The sequence below is a fragment of the Pantoea sp. Sc1 genome, assembly GCF_000255315.1.
GTDB lineage: Bacteria > Pseudomonadota > Gammaproteobacteria > Enterobacterales > Enterobacteriaceae > Pantoea > Pantoea anthophila.
The window spans coordinates 515,259-530,961 of the sequence record NZ_AJFP01000001.1 but is presented as its reverse complement, the minus strand read 5'-3'; the positions used below and the strand labels follow the sequence as shown (position 1 = coordinate 530,961).

At 60.3% G+C, this 15,703-nt stretch carries 16 protein-coding genes; 13 read left to right on the top strand and 3 right to left on the bottom strand.

All coding sequences use genetic code 11. From position 1 onward, the window contains the following. Window positions 1-3 precede the first annotated feature (3 nt). The 12 genes from pilM (at window position 4) to trpS (ending at window position 9,868) form a co-directional block, all read left to right on the top strand. Window positions 4-822, top strand: coding sequence for a type IV pilus biogenesis protein PilM (gene pilM, locus S7A_RS02625; RefSeq protein ID WP_033736472.1), 819 nt, complete (start codon window positions 4-6; stop codon window positions 820-822). Next, on the top strand, window positions 813-1,352 hold the full coding sequence (locus S7A_RS02620) for a PilN domain-containing protein (RefSeq protein ID WP_009087690.1): 540 nt from the start codon (window positions 813-815) through the stop codon (window positions 1,350-1,352). Before pilM ends, S7A_RS02620 begins: the two co-directional genes overlap by 10 nt. After that, window positions 1,345-1,833: a hypothetical protein gene (locus tag S7A_RS02615; protein WP_009087688.1), complete on the top strand. Its 489-nt coding sequence runs from the start codon at window positions 1,345-1,347 to the stop codon at window positions 1,831-1,833. Before S7A_RS02620 ends, S7A_RS02615 begins: the two co-directional genes overlap by 8 nt. Beyond that, a complete protein-coding gene (locus tag S7A_RS02610) occupies window positions 1,823-2,203 on the top strand; it encodes a HofP DNA utilization family protein (RefSeq protein ID WP_009087687.1) in 381 nt (126 codons plus the stop codon). Before S7A_RS02615 ends, S7A_RS02610 begins: the two co-directional genes overlap by 11 nt. Then, window positions 2,145-3,413, top strand: coding sequence for a DNA uptake porin HofQ (gene hofQ, locus S7A_RS02605; protein ID WP_009087686.1), 1,269 nt, complete (start codon window positions 2,145-2,147; stop codon window positions 3,411-3,413). The genes S7A_RS02610 and hofQ overlap by 59 nt, the downstream gene beginning before the upstream one ends. A 363-nt stretch (window positions 3,414-3,776) precedes the next feature. Continuing rightward, window positions 3,777-4,298 (top strand): shikimate kinase AroK, encoded by a 522-nt coding sequence (gene aroK / locus S7A_RS02600; RefSeq protein ID WP_003852989.1) that lies wholly within the window; start codon window positions 3,777-3,779, stop codon window positions 4,296-4,298. A 38-nt stretch (window positions 4,299-4,336) separates the two neighbouring features. Next, window positions 4,337-5,425: a 3-dehydroquinate synthase gene (gene aroB, locus S7A_RS02595; RefSeq protein ID WP_009087678.1), complete on the top strand. Its 1,089-nt coding sequence runs from the start codon at window positions 4,337-4,339 to the stop codon at window positions 5,423-5,425. A gap of 72 nt (window positions 5,426-5,497) precedes the next feature. Continuing rightward, window positions 5,498-6,529: an SPOR domain-containing protein gene (locus S7A_RS02590; protein ID WP_009087676.1), complete on the top strand. Its 1,032-nt coding sequence runs from the start codon at window positions 5,498-5,500 to the stop codon at window positions 6,527-6,529. Between the two features lie 93 nt (window positions 6,530-6,622). After that, a complete protein-coding gene (gene dam / locus S7A_RS02585) occupies window positions 6,623-7,438 on the top strand; it encodes an adenine-specific DNA-methyltransferase (RefSeq protein WP_009087673.1) in 816 nt (271 codons plus the stop codon). 67 nt (window positions 7,439-7,505) lie between these two features. Beyond that, window positions 7,506-8,189, top strand: coding sequence for a ribulose-phosphate 3-epimerase (rpe, locus tag S7A_RS02580; protein ID WP_009087670.1), 684 nt, complete (start codon window positions 7,506-7,508; stop codon window positions 8,187-8,189). Continuing rightward, the gene (locus tag S7A_RS02575; protein WP_009087668.1) at window positions 8,173-8,850 is read left to right on the top strand and encodes a phosphoglycolate phosphatase; all 678 of its coding nucleotides are present in this window, start codon (window positions 8,173-8,175) and stop codon (window positions 8,848-8,850) included. The genes rpe and S7A_RS02575 overlap by 17 nt, the downstream gene beginning before the upstream one ends. Before the next feature lie 16 nt (window positions 8,851-8,866). Further along, window positions 8,867-9,868: a tryptophan--tRNA ligase gene (gene trpS, locus S7A_RS02570; RefSeq protein WP_009087666.1), complete on the top strand. Its 1,002-nt coding sequence runs from the start codon at window positions 8,867-8,869 to the stop codon at window positions 9,866-9,868. Between the two features lie 55 nt (window positions 9,869-9,923). Here trpS and cysG read toward each other — a convergent pair whose 3' ends face one another. The 3 genes from cysG to nirB are packed head-to-tail and all read right to left on the bottom strand — an operon-like array spanning window position 9,924 to window position 14,196. Then, window positions 9,924-11,288: a siroheme synthase CysG gene (gene cysG / locus S7A_RS02565; protein ID WP_009087664.1), complete on the bottom strand. Its 1,365-nt coding sequence runs from the start codon at window positions 11,286-11,288 to the stop codon at window positions 9,924-9,926. A gap of 44 nt (window positions 11,289-11,332) precedes the next feature. Beyond that, the gene (gene nirD, locus S7A_RS02560; protein WP_009087662.1) at window positions 11,333-11,659 is read right to left on the bottom strand and encodes a nitrite reductase small subunit NirD; all 327 of its coding nucleotides are present in this window, start codon (window positions 11,657-11,659) and stop codon (window positions 11,333-11,335) included. Further along, window positions 11,656-14,196: a nitrite reductase large subunit NirB gene (nirB, locus tag S7A_RS02555; protein WP_009087660.1), complete on the bottom strand. Its 2,541-nt coding sequence runs from the start codon at window positions 14,194-14,196 to the stop codon at window positions 11,656-11,658. Before nirB ends, nirD begins: the two co-directional genes overlap by 4 nt. Window positions 14,197-14,411: 215 nt before the next feature. Here nirB and S7A_RS02550 point away from each other — a divergent pair, with 215 nt between their 5' ends. Next, complete coding sequence (locus S7A_RS02550; RefSeq protein ID WP_009087658.1) at window positions 14,412-15,689, top strand: cytosine deaminase; 1,278 nt, start codon at window positions 14,412-14,414, stop codon at window positions 15,687-15,689. The last annotated feature ends 14 nt before the right edge of the window (window positions 15,690-15,703 follow it).

The following is a 15,703-nucleotide window of genomic DNA, read 5'->3' as shown; positions in this document are numbered from 1 at the left end:
CGCATGGCTTTTCATACCTGGCAAATCGGGCTGGATATTCAGAACAGGCAGATGTGTGGCCTGGCCCTCCAGCGTCGTCGTGATGGCTGGCAGCTACGCCACTGGTGGCTGCAACGGCTGCCGCAAGATACGTTAAGAAACGGCGTGCTGCAATCTTCGCCTGAATTACAGGCGGTCCTGACAGCCTGGCGTCAGCAGTTGCCGCGCCGTTACTCGCTGAGGGTCGGGTTCCCCGCCCGGCTGGTGCTGCAGCGGCCGCTTCCGCTGCCCGCACAGTCACTCAGAGAGCCTGCGCTGGGGCACTACGTGCAGGTGGCCGCGCGTCGTCTCTTTCCGCTGGAGCCTGACACGCTGGCGCTGGACTATCACGAGGAGGCCGGGAGCCGTCAGCTCTGCGTCACGGCGGCCCGGCGGGAGAGTGTTGATCAGTGGATGACGCCCCTGTTACAGGCGGGATTCAGGCCGCAGGTGCTGGAACTGACCACCGACGCGCTGAAGCGGCTGGCCCGGCAGGCGCGGCTGCCGGGCGGCACGGTGCTGGTGCTGCAGCAGGAGGGGCGCTGGCTCTGGAGTGATGCGCAGACCGCAGCGGAGTGTGATGACGCCACCACGCTGGATGCACTGAAACAGCAGGCCTTTCCCCAGGCAACGGCCATCGCCTGGTGTGCCGCCACGCCAGCCGCGCTGCCCGCTGACACTGTCGCGTTTTCCCCTTTTGATCTGCTTCGTTATCAGCAGCCCCCGTTGCCCGCGAATCCGGGAGCCTTTGCACTGGCGACCGGGCTGGCACTGACCAGCGGAGATGACCCGGCGTGGCGGTAAATCTGCTGCCGTGGCGGCAGCAACGGCGGCAACGGCAGCGACGGCAGAGCCTGCTGGTGCTGGCACTGGTGATGGGCGGTCTGCTGCTGCTGGTGATGCAGCAGGCGTACCGGGTCCATGAGGCGCGCCAGCAGATAGCCCAGGAGAGCAGGATGCAGGAGCAGGCGCTGGAGACACTGGCTGCGCGTTTAGCGCAGCAGAAGCAGCTGCTGGAACAGCTCGCACTTCTGCAAAAACAGCAGGCGAAGCAGCGTGAAAAGGCTGCGCAGCTGGCCGGGTGGCAACAGTTCTGGCGCGATCTGCCCGGCATGCTGCCCGATACCGCCTGGCTGACCCGGCTGGAGAAGCGCGATAACCGCCTGATCCTGGAGGGGCAGGCGCAGGATATGGCAGCAATCCGGCAGTTTCGCCAGCAGCTCGCTACCGCCGCCCTGTTGGGTCAGGTGCAGCAGGGTGGGGTCCGGCGTCAGGCGGATGGCCGCTACCATTTTTCGCTACGGGCGCAGATAGCCGGGGGACGCGATGATTGATCGCTGGTGTCAGATGGCGGCTGTTCCGCGCTACGGCCTGCTGCTCCTTCTCGCGTTGGGTCTGCTTTTGCTTATCTGGCTGCCGGGCTTACGGCCTCAGCAGCAGGCACTGGCCGCTGAACGGGCGGCGCTGTCACAGTTAACCCGTACTCTGCAGCAGCGCCAGCAGCAGTGGCGTCAGCATCCCGCCATCGCGCAGCTGCAGGCGCAGCGGGAGGCGATGCAGCTCGCTCTGACTCGCGCAGCCGCATCGGAGGGGGCTATCGACGATATTCTGGCGGGCCGCCCTCACCAGCTGGAGGCGTGGCAGCCGGATGGCCCCGCCCGCCTGCTGACGCTGCATCTGCCCTGGCAGGCGTTCCGGACACTCTTTGCTGAGTTTGCCCAGGCCTCTGCGCCATTGCCTGTGCATTTCCTGCTGCTGGCGCAGCCGCACGATCTGGAGGCGCAACTCTGGCTGGAGCCAGCCGATGCGCCATAGCCTGCTGATTCTGCTGCTGTGCTGGGGTGATGTGCTGGCACGCGATCCCTTCCGGCCTGTTGCCGGTTCCCTGTGTCAGGAGGCGGTAGCCCCGCTCACCGGCTGGCGTCTGCAGGGGATTGCCGGGCGGGAAACCCGCTATCAGGCCTGGCTGCTTACCCCGCAGGGAGAGCGCGTCACGGTGGGTAGCGACAAGCCTTTTCCGCTGACGCCCTGGCAACTGGTGACGATCACCTTCCGCAGCCTCACGCTTGCCGTGCCAGCGAGCTGTCACGCTCAGCAAACCACATTTTATTTAAAAGGATATGCGCATGTTAAGGATAGCGATCCTGCTCCTCATCAGCAGCCTGCAGCCGGCTTACGCCGCTGACGAGGCGCCGCTCAGCCTCGCTTTTGACCACGCACCGGTAGAGCAGATTCTGCAGGCGCTGGCTGACTATCAGCAGGTCAATCTGCTGATCGCGCCTGAGGTTGAGGGGACGCTATCGCTGCGGCTGGATAACCTGCCGTGGCGTCAGGCGCTGGCGCTGGTGGCGCGGATAGCAAAACTGACGGTTATTGAGCAGGATAATGTTCTGCTGGTCTATCCGCTGCGCTGGCAGCAGGCGCAGGACGCGGCCCGGGAGGCGGAGCGGCAGGCGCAGTTACAGCAGACACCTTTGCAACAGCGCACGGTCACACTCCGTTATGCCAGCGCCAGCGACGTTCATGCCAGCCTGCTGAGTGAACGCCAGTCACTGATGACGCCGCGTGGCAGCGTGACGGTGGATAAACGCACCAACGCGCTGCTTCTGCGCGATACCGCCGCGGCACTGAAAGAGACGGCGCGCTGGATTCAGGGGCTGGATCGGCCACTGGAGCAGATTGAACTCTCTGCCCATATCGTCACCATCAGTGAGGAGCATCTGCAGGAGCTGGGGGTGCAGTGGGGCATGCTGGCGGGAGATGCAGCGGTGACAGAGAGCCTGCATCATCCCCGGCTCGCTGCTCCGCTGGCGGTAAGTTCACCTGGTATCAGTGCAGGGATGGCGCTGGCGCGTATCGGCGGCGCCCTGCTGGATCTGGAGCTGAGCGCTCTGGAGCAGGAGAACCAGATTGAGATCATCGCCAGTCCGCGCCTCTTCACCTCGCACCAGCAGACCGCCTCGATTAAGCAGGGCACTGAAATTCCCTATGAAGTGTCGGCAGGCAACAGCGGCGCCACCTCGATTGAGTTTAAAGAAGCGGTGCTGGGCATGGAGGTGACGCCCACTATCGCCGGAAACGGCCGTATCCGGCTGAAGATCCATATCAGTCAGAATATGCCGGGGCGCAGCATCCGGACCGGTGACAGCGACATCTTATCCATTGATAAACAGGAAATAGAGACTCAGGTCACGGTCAGCGACGGACAAACGCTGGCCTTAGGCGGCATCTTTCAGCAGCAGCGAAACCGGGGAGAGAACAGGGTGCCGCTGCTGGGAAAGGTGCCGCTGATTGGCGGACTGTTTCGCCAGCAATCGGCGCAGCGCAAAAAAAGAGAGCTGGTTATCTTTATTACGCCGCGATTGGTCAGGGAAGCAGCGCTTACGACGGGATAAAACGGAAAATGAGGCCCTCGGGGTCATCTGCGTTGACGCAGAAGAGGAATTAGCTTACAAGGTTTAGCGATTTTCAATACGGTGTAACCGTCTGAACCGGATAAATCCCGGTTAACAGATCAGACAACTCCTCTGTAAGCAGCGTGGTAAAAGACGCAGCGCTGGCGCGTTACAGTTTCGCGAACACAGGCCAATTCAGAAATGGATGTGCTGAAGGCAATATAATCGGTTGCCAAACAGCCTTGAGTGTTGAGATAATTTTTCATCTGACTCTTGCTAACGCTCATGAGGTCTCAGTTCCTGTCCCGCCAGCAAAAGCTGAACGCGGGGTATCATTAACGAATTCTTAGTAATACCGACAAAATGGCAGAGAAACGCAATATCTTTCTGGTTGGGCCGATGGGTGCCGGCAAAAGCACTATTGGCCGTCAGTTGGCTCAGCAACTCAACATGGAGTTCTTCGATTCCGATCAGGAAATTGAGCGACGCACCGGAGCGGATGTGGGCTGGGTTTTTGATGTCGAAGGCGAAGCTGGCTTTCGCGATCGCGAAGAAAAAATCATTAACGAACTGACCGAGAAGCAAGGCATCGTCCTGGCGACAGGGGGTGGTTCCGTCAAATCCCGGGAAACGCGTAATCGTCTCTCCGCCCGTGGTGTTGTGGTTTATCTTGAAACCACGATCGAGAAGCAACTGGCGCGCACTCAGCGCGATAAAAAACGTCCGTTGCTGCAGGTGGACTCCCCGCCGCGTGAGGTGCTTGAAGCGCTGGCTGGCGAACGTAACCCGCTCTACGAAGAGATCGCCGATGTGACCATTCGTACAGACGACCAAAGTGCGAAAGTCGTGGCGAATCAGATTATCCACATGTTGGAAAAAAGTTGATCCAACGTTCGAAGGCTCTCTGACAGGTATTGAGCATCATGGAGAAGATCACCGTCTCACTGGGGGAACGCAGTTACCCCATCACTATCGCCGCCGGACTGTTTAACGATCCGGCTTCTTTTTGGCCGCTGACCGCGGGCGAAAACGCCATGGTGGTGACCAACCAGACGCTGGCACCGCTCTATCTTGACAGGATAACGGCGCAGCTGACGGCGGCAGGCGTAAAAGTTGATCAGGTGATCTTACCCGATGGCGAACAATATAAGACGCTGGCGGTGATGGATCAGGTTTTTACCGCACTGCTGCAGAAGCCGCACGGTCGTGATACGACGCTGGTTGCCTTAGGCGGCGGCGTCATTGGCGATCTGGCCGGTTTTGCTGCGGCCAGCTATCAGCGTGGCGTGCGCTTTATTCAGGTTCCGACCACCTTACTGTCGCAGGTGGACTCGTCGGTGGGTGGCAAAACCGCGGTGAACCATCCGCTGGGCAAAAACATGATCGGCGCCTTTTATCAGCCTGCCTCGGTGGTGATCGATACCGCCTGTCTGCAGACGCTGCCGGCGCGTGAGCTGGCCTCCGGTCTGGCAGAAGTGATCAAGTATGGCGTTATTCTCGACGGCGCCTTTTTCCAGTGGCTGGAGCAGAATATTGATGCGCTGCTGGCGCTGGATGAACAGGCGCTGGCCTACTGCATTCGTCGCTGCTGTGAGCTGAAAGCCGAGGTGGTGGCGGCTGACGAGCGTGAAAACGGTCAGCGGGCGCTGCTCAATCTGGGGCACACTTTTGGCCATGCGATTGAAGCGCATATGGGCTACGGCAACTGGCTGCACGGTGAAGCGATTGCCGCAGGTATGGTGATGGCGGCCCGCACGGCGGAACGGCTGGGGCAGTTCCAGCCGCACGAGACGGAACGCCTCATTGCCCTGTTGCAGCGTGCCGGTTTACCGGTGCATGGCCCACAGGCGATGCGTGCAGAGATGTACCTGCCGCACATGATGCGCGATAAAAAAGTTCTGGCGGGCGAACTGCGGCTGGTTCTGCCGTTGTCGATCGGCCGCTCTGAAGTGCGTGGCGGCGTGGCACATGATATGGTGCTGGCTGCAATTAACGATTGTCAGCAACCCTGAGAATAAGCAGTTGAGTGGTGACGCGGCGCGCAGGGTGCGCAGTGCGGAATGCCGCTTTACGGAGGAGGCAAAATGGATGAGTTTAAACCGGAAGATGAGTTAAAACCTGACGCCAGCGACCGCCGTCCCTCGCGCCCTCGTAAGTCGTCTACCGCAGCCAGAATACCGGTTTCGCGCCAGCGCATCATGATGGGCGTCGGGATTCTGGTTCTGCTGTTACTGGTTCTGGGGATTGGTTCCGCGCTGAACGGCCCTGATGAGAAAAAAACCGCGTCAGCGGGCACTACGCCTGCTGCGGGTGGCAGCACCGGCAGTGAGAAGAACATCGACCTGACCGGCTCCTCTTCCATGTCTGGCGCTCAGAACACGCCGGCCACTACCGACAATAACGCGGCGGCCAGCGGTGAGGCGGCGTCCGGCCAGGCGCGTGACGTCTCAATGCCGCCTGTTGCCTCTACGCCGACCCAGGCTGCACCGGTTGACGCCCCAGCGAATCAGCAGCGCGTCACCTTGCCAGGCGATCTGAACAGTGCGCTGAGCAATCAGCAGCAGCAGGTCGACAGTGCGGCAATGGGCTCGCAGGGCGGCAGCTCACTGCCGACCGCGCCTGCCACCGTCAGCGGCAATGCCGGAACGGCGGCAAATCCCGTTACCGCACCGGTGACGCGTCAGACACCAGCCCGCTCAAACGCGGCCTCCCGTCCGGCGCACGACACCGCGCACAAAGCGGCGGCGAAGCCGGCAACCCGCGACAGCAAAACACACACGACGCCAGCACGGTCACCCGTCAGTTCTGCGCCCGCTACATCGGCAGCAGGCAGCAGCACGGCCAGCAAATCACTGCCAGGCGGCAGCTACACCCTGCAGCTGAGCGGCGCGTCTAAAGCAGAAAGCCTGAATGCCTGGGCGAAGCAGCAGAATCTGAGCGGCTATCACGTCTACAAAACCACCCGTAATGGTCAGGCGTGGTATGTGCTGGTGAGCGGCTCCTATGCCACACCGGCTGATGCCAAACGCGCTGTCGCCTCGTTGCCTGCAGACGTACGCGCGAAAAATCCGTGGGTAAAACCGGTCAGCCAGGTGAAGAAAGAAGCCAGTCAATAGCGGACAGGGGGCCAGTCTCTGGCCCCGTTTTAAGCGCAGATCTGCTGTCGGTCCAGCCACAGCCTCACAATAAGATGTAATTACCACGACAGCATGAAAAAAAATCGCGCTTTCCTGAAATGGGCAGGGGGAAAATTTCCCTTAGTCGAAGAGATCCATCGCCATCTGCCGCAAGGCGACTGCCTGGTCGAGCCATTTGTTGGCGCGGGTTCGGTGTTTCTGAACACCGAATTTGATCGCTATCATCTCGCTGACATCAACAGCGACCTGATTAATCTCTATAACATCGTCAAACTGCGCACCGCGGATTTCATTCGTGACGCGCAATTGCTGTTCACGCCGGAAGGAAACACTGAAGCCTGTTACTACCAGCGTCGCACCGAATTTAACCTCAGCACGGATGCCTACCAGCGCGCGCTGCTGTTCCTCTATCTGAACCGCCACTGTTATAACGGCCTCTGCCGTTATAACCTGCGTGGTGAGTTCAACGTGCCGTTTGGCCGCTATCGCAAACCCTATTTTCCGGAAGCTGAACTGTTATGGTTTGCCGAGCGAGCGCAAAAAGCGACGTTTGTCTGTGAATCGTACGATGTTACCCTGACCAGTGCCGGCAAAGGCTCGGTGGTCTATTGTGACCCCCCTTATGCGCCGCTGTCGGCAACGGCCAACTTTACGGCTTATCACACCAACAGCTTCAGCCTGCGTGAGCAGGAGAATCTGGCGATGCTGGCGGCACAGCTGGCCGCGTCAGAGCACCGGATTCCGGTACTGATTTCTAACCACGACACTGCACTGACGCGTCTGTGGTATCAGGATGCAGTGTTACATGTGGTCAAAGCCCGGCGTTCTATCAGCCGGAGCATAACCGGTCGCACCAAGGTCGACGAACTGCTGGCACTTTATCGCTAGTCTGTTTCGTCCGCGACCAACGCATTACGCCAGCCGCATGGCTGGCGCACAACAGTGGGAGAATCGGATGAAACAATATTTGCTGGCCCCTTCAATCCTGTCGGCGGACTTTGCCCGCCTGGGCGAAGATACAGCCAAAGCGCTGGCGGCCGGAGGTGACGTGGTTCACTTCGACGTAATGGACAACCACTACGTGCCAAACCTGACCATGGGTCCGATGGTGCTGAAAGCCCTGCGCGACTATGGCATCACCGCCCCTATCGATGTGCATCTGATGGTGAAACCCGTTGATGCGCTGATCCCGGAATTCGCCAAAGCGGGTGCCACCTATATCACCTTTCATCCCGAAGCCAGCGAACACGTTGACCGCACCCTGCAGCTGATTAAAGAGCATGGCTGCAAAGCCGGTCTGGTCTTTAACCCGGCGACCCCGCTGAGCTACCTCGATTACGTCATGGATAAGCTGGATATCATTCTGCTGATGTCCGTAAACCCGGGCTTTGGCGGTCAGTCATTTATCCCGGGCACCCTGGATAAACTGCGTGAAGCGCGCCGGCGTATCGATCAGAGCGGCTACAACATCCGTCTGGAAGTGGATGGCGGTGTGAAGATCGACAACATTGGCCAGATTGCCGCCGCCGGTGCCGACATGTTTGTTGCCGGTTCCGCCATCTTCGGTCATCCCGACTATAAAAAAGTCATCGACGACATGCGCAACGAACTGGAGAAGGCCAATGGCTCATTTCACTGATATTCGCGCGCTGGCGTTTGATCTGGATGGCACCCTGGTGGATAGCGCACCCGGCCTTGCCGAGGCTATCGACCGCACGCTGAACGACCTGCGTCTGCCGCAGGCGGGCCTGGCGCGGGTCTCCACGTGGATTGGCAACGGTGCCGATATCATGATGGCGCGCGCGCTGACCTTTGCGCTGGGCCGCGAACCGCAGCCGGAAGAGCAGCGCGATGCGCGGGCGCTGTTTGACCGGCACTATGCTGATACCGTTGAGGCGGGCAGTACGCTGTTTCCGCACGTGAAGCAGACGCTGGCAGCCCTTAAGGCGACCGGACTGCCAATGGCGATTGTCACCAACAAGCCGACGCCGTTTGTGGCGCCGCTGCTGGAATCGCTGGGGATTGCCGATGCGTTTTCGCTGATTATTGGTGGCGATGATGTGCCGGTTAAAAAACCGCATCCGGCCGCCATTTTTATGGTGCTTGGCACCTTTGGGGTGCTGCAGGATCAGTTGCTGTTTGTCGGCGACTCCCGCAATGATATCCAGGCGGCGCAGGCGGCAGGCGTGCCCAATGTGGCCATGACCTATGGCTATAACTATGGCGAGCCGATTGCCACCAGCCAGCCCGATTTAACTCTCGACTCTTTCGACGAACTTTTGCCCGCTCTGGGGCTGTAAATATCAGGACTTAAGTATGAAACCCATCGTTTTCAGCGGCGCACAGCCGTCCGGCGAACTGACCATCGGCAACTATATGGGTGCGCTGCGTCAGTGGGTGCAGATGCAGGATGATTACCACTGCATTTACTGCATCGTTGATCTGCATGCTATCACCGTGCGTCAGGACCCTGCCGCACTGCGTAAAGCGACGCTGGACACGCTGGCGCTCTATCTTGCCTGCGGCATCGACCCGCAAAAAAGCACCATCTTTGTTCAGTCCCATGTGCCGGAGCATACGCAGCTGAGCTGGATCCTGAACTGCTACGCCTATTTCGGTGAGCTGAGCCGCATGACGCAGTTCAAGGATAAATCCGCACGCTACGAAGAGAACATCAATGCCGGTCTGTTCGACTATCCGGTGCTGATGGCGGCGGACATTCTGCTCTATCAGACCCATCAGGTGCCGGTCGGTGAAGATCAGAAACAGCATCTGGAGCTGAGCCGTGATATCGCGCATCGTTTCAATGCGCTGTATGGCGACATCTTCAAGGTGCCGGAGCCGTTCATTCCGAAGTCTGGCGCGCGCGTAATGTCGCTGCTGGAACCGACGAAGAAGATGTCCAAGTCTGACGACAACCGCAACAACGTGATCGGCCTGCTGGAAGATCCGAAAGCGGTGGTGAAGAAGATTAAACGCGCCGTCACCGACTCTGAAGAGCCACCAGTGGTGCGCTACGACGTGAAAGAGAAGGCGGGCGTCTCTAACCTGCTGGATATTCTGTCGGGCGTGACCGGTCAGAGTATCGCCGAGCTTGAGCAGGCGTTTGAGGGCAAGATGTATGGCCATCTGAAAGGCGCGGTGGCGGATGCGGTGTCGGGCATGCTCTCTGAGCTGCAGGAACGTTATCACACCTTCCGCAACGACGAAGCGCTGCTGGAGCAGGTGATGCGTGATGGCGCGGCGAAGGCACGCGCACAGGCGCAGGAAACCCTGAAAAAGGTGTATGAGGCGGTGGGCTTCGTTGCGATGCCGTAACGGCTGAGCAGATAAAAAACGGCGGGCACTGTGCCCGCCGTTTTTATTTGCTCATTCAGAACCAGCGCAGGCTGTCGCGCAGACTCACCACGCTGCCGATGATCATCAGGCTGGGGCTGCTCACCTGACCGGCTAACGCTTCAAGCTCATTCAGTATTCCGGTCACCACGCGCTGACGCGTGCTGGTGCCGTTTTCCACCAGCGCCACCGGCATATCGCTGCGCATCCCATGTTTTATCAGCTGCTGCTGAATTTCTCCGGCCTGCGTCAGCCCCATGTAAAAGACCAGCGTCTGCTGTTCCGCCGCCAGCGTCTGCCAGGCGAGGGTGCCCGTTTTCTGCAGATGGCCGGTAACCAGCCTGACGCTCTGCACATGATCGCGGTGGGTCAGCGGAATGCCGCTGTAGGCCGCACAGCCTGACGCGGCGGTGATCCCCGGCACCACGCTGAAGGGGATCTGCTGCTGCGCCAGCGCCTCCAGCTCTTCGCCGCCCCGTCCAAAGATAAAGGGATCGCCCCCTTTCAGCCGTACCACCCGCTTTCCGCGCTGCGCCTGTTCGCAGAGCAGCTGATTAATCGACGCCTGCGGCACGCAGTGATGTCCGGCGCGTTTACCCACGAAGATACGCTCGGCATCGCGGCGCACCAGCTTCAGGACCGCATCGGAGACCAGGCGGTCATAGACGATGACGTCCGCCTGCTGAATAAGCTGTAAGCCCTTCAGGGTGAGTAGTCCGGCATCGCCCGGCCCGGCACCGACCAGCGCCACCTCCCCCTGGCGGGCCGGGTCGGCGTCAAAAAGCGCGTCAGCGATCTGCTCTGCACGCGGCCTGTCGCCGTTCGCCAGCGATTGCGCCAGTCGCTCGCTGTGAAAAAAGCGCTCCCAGAAGCGGCGGCGGGCATCTGGCGCGCCATACTGCTTTTTCACCCGCGCGCGCAGGTGACCGGCCAGCTGCGCCAGCTGGCCGAGATGTTGCGGCAGCCTCGCCTCCAGCTTCTCCCGCAGCAGGCGCGCCAGCACCGGCGCCCGTCCGCCGGACGACACCGCCACCATAAGCGGGGAACGATCAATGATCGATGGCACAATCGCGCTGGCCTGCTGCGGTGCATCCACCAGGTTGCAGAAGATCTGCTGCCTTTCCGCCGCTTCCGCCACCTGCTGATTGACCACGTTGTCGCTGGTGGCGGCCACCACCAGCCAGCAGCCGTTCAGCCAGTGCGGATCGAAATGTCCCGGCAGCAGCGTAACCGCACGCTGCTGTGCCCACGCCCGGAAGGCGGGCGAAAAATCAGGGGCACCCACCCGGAGTTCGGCACCGGCTTCCAGCAGCAGGCGGGCTTTGCGCTCCGCCACATCACCCGCACCCACCAGCAGACAGCGCCGGCCCTGCAGGCGGCAGAAGAGGGGGAAGTAGTCCATCAGCGATCCTTAAAAATGCCCGCCGAAGCGGGCTGTGAAGAGAGTTACAGGCAGACTTCGACCTGTCCGGCATTGACCCGCACCGGCCAGGCGGCCACGTTGCGCGAGGCATCCTCCATACAGACACCATCGCTGAGACGAAAACGCTGCTTTTTCAGCGGGCTGGCCACCCAGAGCGCATCCTGATGTTCCGCGATGATGCCGCGCGACAGCACACTGGCCCCGGCAAAGGGATCGATGTTGCTGATGGCATAGAGCTGTTCATCATCGCGTGGACGGAAGATGGCGATCTGCTCGCCGTTGACCAGCGCACAGACGCCCGTGGCGGGCAGGATCTGCGTCAGCGCGCACACCGGATGCCACTGGCTCATGATTTCGTCTCCTCTGTCAGGGTGATGGCAATACGCTCATCGGCGCGGGCCGGACGGTGCTGGTCGCGTTCGGCCACCCGCTGTATGCCAGGGTCGCGCTGCGGCGAGTTGATAAAGTGGGCGAAGCGCGACAGGGACGGTTCCTCTTCCAGCGTGACTTTCCATTCGCAGCGGACAGTGGCGCGCAGCGCAGCCAGCTGTTGCTCCAGCTGGCTGTTGAGGCCGAGCCGGTCATCCATGATCACCGAACGCAGATAGTCGATGCCGCCCTCCATGCTCTCCAGCCACAGCGAGGTGCGCTGCAGACGATCGGCAGTACGGATATAGAACATCATGAAGCGGTCAAGCGCGGCGATCAGGGTCTCCTGATCCAGATCGGCGGCCAGCAGGTCGCCATGCCGCGGCTTCATGCCGCCGTTGCCGCAGACGTAAAGGTTCCAGCCTTTTTCGGTGGCGATTATGCCGACATCTTTCCCCTGGGCTTCCGCGCACTCTCGGGTGCAGCCGGAGACGCCAAATTTCATCTTATGCGGGGTGCGGATGCCTTTGTAGCGGTTCTCCAGCATCACGCCCAGAGCGAGACTGTCGCCGACTCCATAGCGGCACCAGGCGCTGCCGACGCAGGTTTTCGCCATTCGCAGTGCCTTAGCGTAGGCCTGGCCGGTTTCGAATCCGGCGTCGATCAGCTGTGACCAGATGGCGGGCAGATCGTCTTTTTGCGCCCCGAAAAGGCCGATGCGCTGTGAGCCGGTGATTTTAGTGTAGAGCTGGTAGCGCCCGGCGATCTCACCTATCGCTTTCAGTCCCTGCGGCGTGATTTCCCCACCGGGGGAGCGCGGGATCACGGAGTAGGTGCCATCCTTCTGAATATTGCCAAGGCAGAGGTCATTGCTGTCCTGCAGCGGGGCGTGCTGGGGTTTGAGCACATACTCATTCCAGCAGGAGGCGAGCAGCGAACCTACCGTGGGCTTGCAGACTTCACAGCCGTAGCCCTGGCCATAGCGAGCCAGCAGTTCATCAAAGGTTTTGATCTCTTCTACCTGAATCAGGTGATACAGCGCCTGACGGGAATACGCAAAATGGGCGCAAAGATGGTCGTTGACCGCAATCCCCTGGCGGCTGAGCTCACTGTTGAGCACCTGTGTGAGCAACGGAATACAGCCGCCGCAGCCGGTGCCTGCACGGGTGGTGGTTTTCAGTGCAGCCACGGTGTCGCAGCCCGCCTGGACCGCCTGCACAATATCGCCTTTAGTGACGTCGAAGCAGGAGCAGATTTGCGCGCTCTCCGGCAGAGAGTCGACGCCGATAGCCGGTTTTTCGCCGCTGCCTGTGGGCAGAATCAGCGCTTCCGGCTGGTCAGGCAGCGGAATCGCGTTCAGCACCAGCTGCAGCAGGTTGCCATAGTCGCGGGTGTCGCCCACCAGCACGGCCCCCAGCAGGGTTTTCTGATCCTCGCTGAGAATCAGGCGTTTATAGATCGATTTGCCTTCGTCCAGCCAGATCACGCTGCGGGCGCCCGGTGTGGTGCCGCGTGTATCGCCAATCCCGCCGACATCGACCCCGAGCAGCTTGAGCTTCGCGCTCATGTCCGCGCCGGTAAAGGCATTGTCGCGGCCCAGCAGATGGTCGCTGGCAACCTGGGCCATTTTGTACCCCGGTGCTACCAGGCCATAGGCCCGGTTCTGCCAGGCGGCACACTCGCCGATCGCGTAGATGGCCGGGTCGCTGGTGCGGCACTGGTCATCAATCGCGATGCCGCCGCGCGACCCCAGCGTTAAGCCACACTGCTTCGCCAGTGTGTCCTGCGGACGGATACCGGTGGAGAAGACGATAAAATCGACCGCCAGCGTGCTGCCATCGGCAAACTGCAGCGTTTTGCCGCCCTGTGCATGATGCACAATCTGTTGGGTATTTTTGCCGGTGTGAACCCGTACACCCATCTCTTCGATCCTGCGACGGAGCTGCTCTCCGCCTTGCTGATCCAGCTGTTCTGCCATCAGCACGGGGGCAAATTCTATAACGTGGGTTTCTATGCCCAGATTTTTCAGGGCACCCGCCGCTTCCAGGCCCAGCAGACCCCCGCCAATCACCGCGCCACGTGTGCTGCGGCGTGAGCAGGCCTCAATCGCATCAAGATCCTCAAGAGTGCGGTAGACAAAGCAGTCGCTGCCGTCCGCTCCCTTAATCGGCGGGACCCAGGGATAAGAGCCGGTGGCAAAAATCAGCGTGTCGTAGCGGACCGTGCGACCGGTGCTGGAGTGGATCAGTTTCTCATCACGGTTAAGGGTGATGGCGCGCTCGCCCAGCAGCAGCGTGACCTGATGTTTCTCGTAATACCCTTTACGCACCAGCGAGAGTTCTTCTGCGGTGTGGTGGGAGAAGTAAGCCGAGAGGTGGACACGATCGTAGGCGACGCGCGGTTCTTCACAAAAGACGGTCAGCGAAAACTGGTCAGGTTCCGCTTTCTCCATTAACTCTTCTATGAAGCGGTGGCCGACCATGCCGTTACCGATAACGACGACATTGTGCTTGCTCATTTTTGCCTCAGATTTGCGATTTCTGCGGCTACAATAGCGCGCCCTTTCTGGCGCTTATTGATGTACATCAACCACCCGTCCATATACCTATTTAGAGTTAGGTGTTTGATTTGAATTGATTTTATCCGGAAGAGCTAACCCGCTGATAATCCGGTATTGCCGCCGGGACGACGATTCGTGCTAGTTTTAACCAAAACCCGGATAAGGAGATGGCAATGCGGTCACCCAAGTGGATTAACAACGTGCGTTTACCCTGGCGGGAAGGTCTGTGGCAGATCGAAATTGCCGACGGCAGCATTGTCCGCCTCTCGGCCCAGCCCCAGCAGGCGACACCGGCCGATCAGACGCTGGACGGCGAGGGCGGTCTGGCCTGTGCGCCCTTTATTGAGCCACACATTCATCTGGATACCACCCAGACCGCGGGTCAGCCCGCGTGGAATCAGTCCGGCACCCTGTTTGAAGGCATAGAGCGCTGGGCGGAACGCAAGGCGATGCTCAGTCACGAGGATGTTAAACAGCGGGCGATGCAGACGCTGAAGTGGCAAATCGCCAACGGCATCCAGTTTGTTCGCACCCACGTTGACGTCTCCGATCCCTCCCTGACGGCGCTCAAAGCGATGCTGGAGCTGAAGGCGGAGGTGGCCCCCTGGATAACCCTGCAGATCGTCGCCTTTCCGCAGGAGGGGATCCTCTCCTATCCCAACGGGGAGGCGCTGCTGGAGGAGGCGCTGCGGCTGGGTGCTGATGTGGTCGGGGCGATTCCGCACTATGAATTTACCCGCGAATATGGCGTGGAGTCGCTGCATAAGACCTTTGCGCTGGCGAACCGCTACGACCGGCTGATCGATGTTCACTGCGATGAGATCGATGATGAGCAGTCGCGCTTTGTGGAAACCGTGGCGGCGCTGGCCCACCGCGACGGCAACGGCGCACGCGTGACCGCCAGCCACACCACCGCCATGCACTCCTATAACGGTGCCTACACTTCGCGGCTGTTCCGCCTGCTGAAGCTGTCGGGCATTAACTTTGTCGCGAACCCGCTGGTCAATATTCATCTGCAGGGGCGTTTCGACACCTATCCTAAGCGGCGCGGCATTACGCGGGTGAAAGAGATGCTGGAGGCGGAGATCAACGTCTGCTTCGGCCACGACGATGTGTTTGATCCCTGGTATCCGCTGGGCACCGCCAGCATGCTGCAGGTGCTGCACATGGGCTTACATGTCTGTCAGCTGATGGGCTACGAGCAGATTGATGCGGGGCTGGATCTGATTACCCATAACAGCGCGAAGACGATGCAGCTTGCAGGCTATGGCATTCAGAGCGGCAACGAGGCGAGCCTGATCATTCTGCCGGCTGAGAGTGGCTTTGATGCGGTGAGAAGGCAGGTTCCGGTGCGCTACTCGGTGCGGCGTGGTGTGGTGGTGGCGGAGACAAAACCAGCGGAAAGTGAAATTTACTGGCGGGAGCGGGAGCGCGTAGATTTCCGGCGTTAACGAGCAGGGCGGCG

Coding starts and splice junctions, on each gene's coding strand:
- rpe (WP_009087670.1), top strand. CDS start 7,506: ATGAAACAATATTTGCTGGCCCCTTCAATCCTGTCGGCGGACTTTGCC.
- aroK (WP_003852989.1), top strand. CDS start 3,777: ATGGCAGAGAAACGCAATATCTTTCTGGTTGGGCCGATGGGTGCCGGC.
- S7A_RS02610 (WP_009087687.1), top strand. CDS start 1,823: ATGCGCCATAGCCTGCTGATTCTGCTGCTGTGCTGGGGTGATGTGCTG.
- hofQ (WP_009087686.1), top strand. CDS start 2,145: ATGTTAAGGATAGCGATCCTGCTCCTCATCAGCAGCCTGCAGCCGGCT.
- S7A_RS02590 (WP_009087676.1), top strand. CDS start 5,498: ATGGATGAGTTTAAACCGGAAGATGAGTTAAAACCTGACGCCAGCGAC.
- trpS (WP_009087666.1), top strand. CDS start 8,867: ATGAAACCCATCGTTTTCAGCGGCGCACAGCCGTCCGGCGAACTGACC.
- pilM (WP_033736472.1), top strand. CDS start 4: ATGGCTTTTCATACCTGGCAAATCGGGCTGGATATTCAGAACAGGCAG.
- cysG (WP_009087664.1), bottom strand. CDS start 11,288: ATGGACTACTTCCCCCTCTTCTGCCGCCTGCAGGGCCGGCGCTGTCTG.
- nirD (WP_009087662.1), bottom strand. CDS start 11,659: ATGAGCCAGTGGCATCCGGTGTGCGCGCTGACGCAGATCCTGCCCGCC.
- dam (WP_009087673.1), top strand. CDS start 6,623: ATGAAAAAAAATCGCGCTTTCCTGAAATGGGCAGGGGGAAAATTTCCC.
- S7A_RS02615 (WP_009087688.1), top strand. CDS start 1,345: ATGATTGATCGCTGGTGTCAGATGGCGGCTGTTCCGCGCTACGGCCTG.
- aroB (WP_009087678.1), top strand. CDS start 4,337: ATGGAGAAGATCACCGTCTCACTGGGGGAACGCAGTTACCCCATCACT.
- nirB (WP_009087660.1), bottom strand. CDS start 14,196: ATGAGCAAGCACAATGTCGTCGTTATCGGTAACGGCATGGTCGGCCAC.
- S7A_RS02550 (WP_009087658.1), top strand. CDS start 14,412: ATGCGGTCACCCAAGTGGATTAACAACGTGCGTTTACCCTGGCGGGAA.
- S7A_RS02575 (WP_009087668.1), top strand. CDS start 8,173: ATGGCTCATTTCACTGATATTCGCGCGCTGGCGTTTGATCTGGATGGC.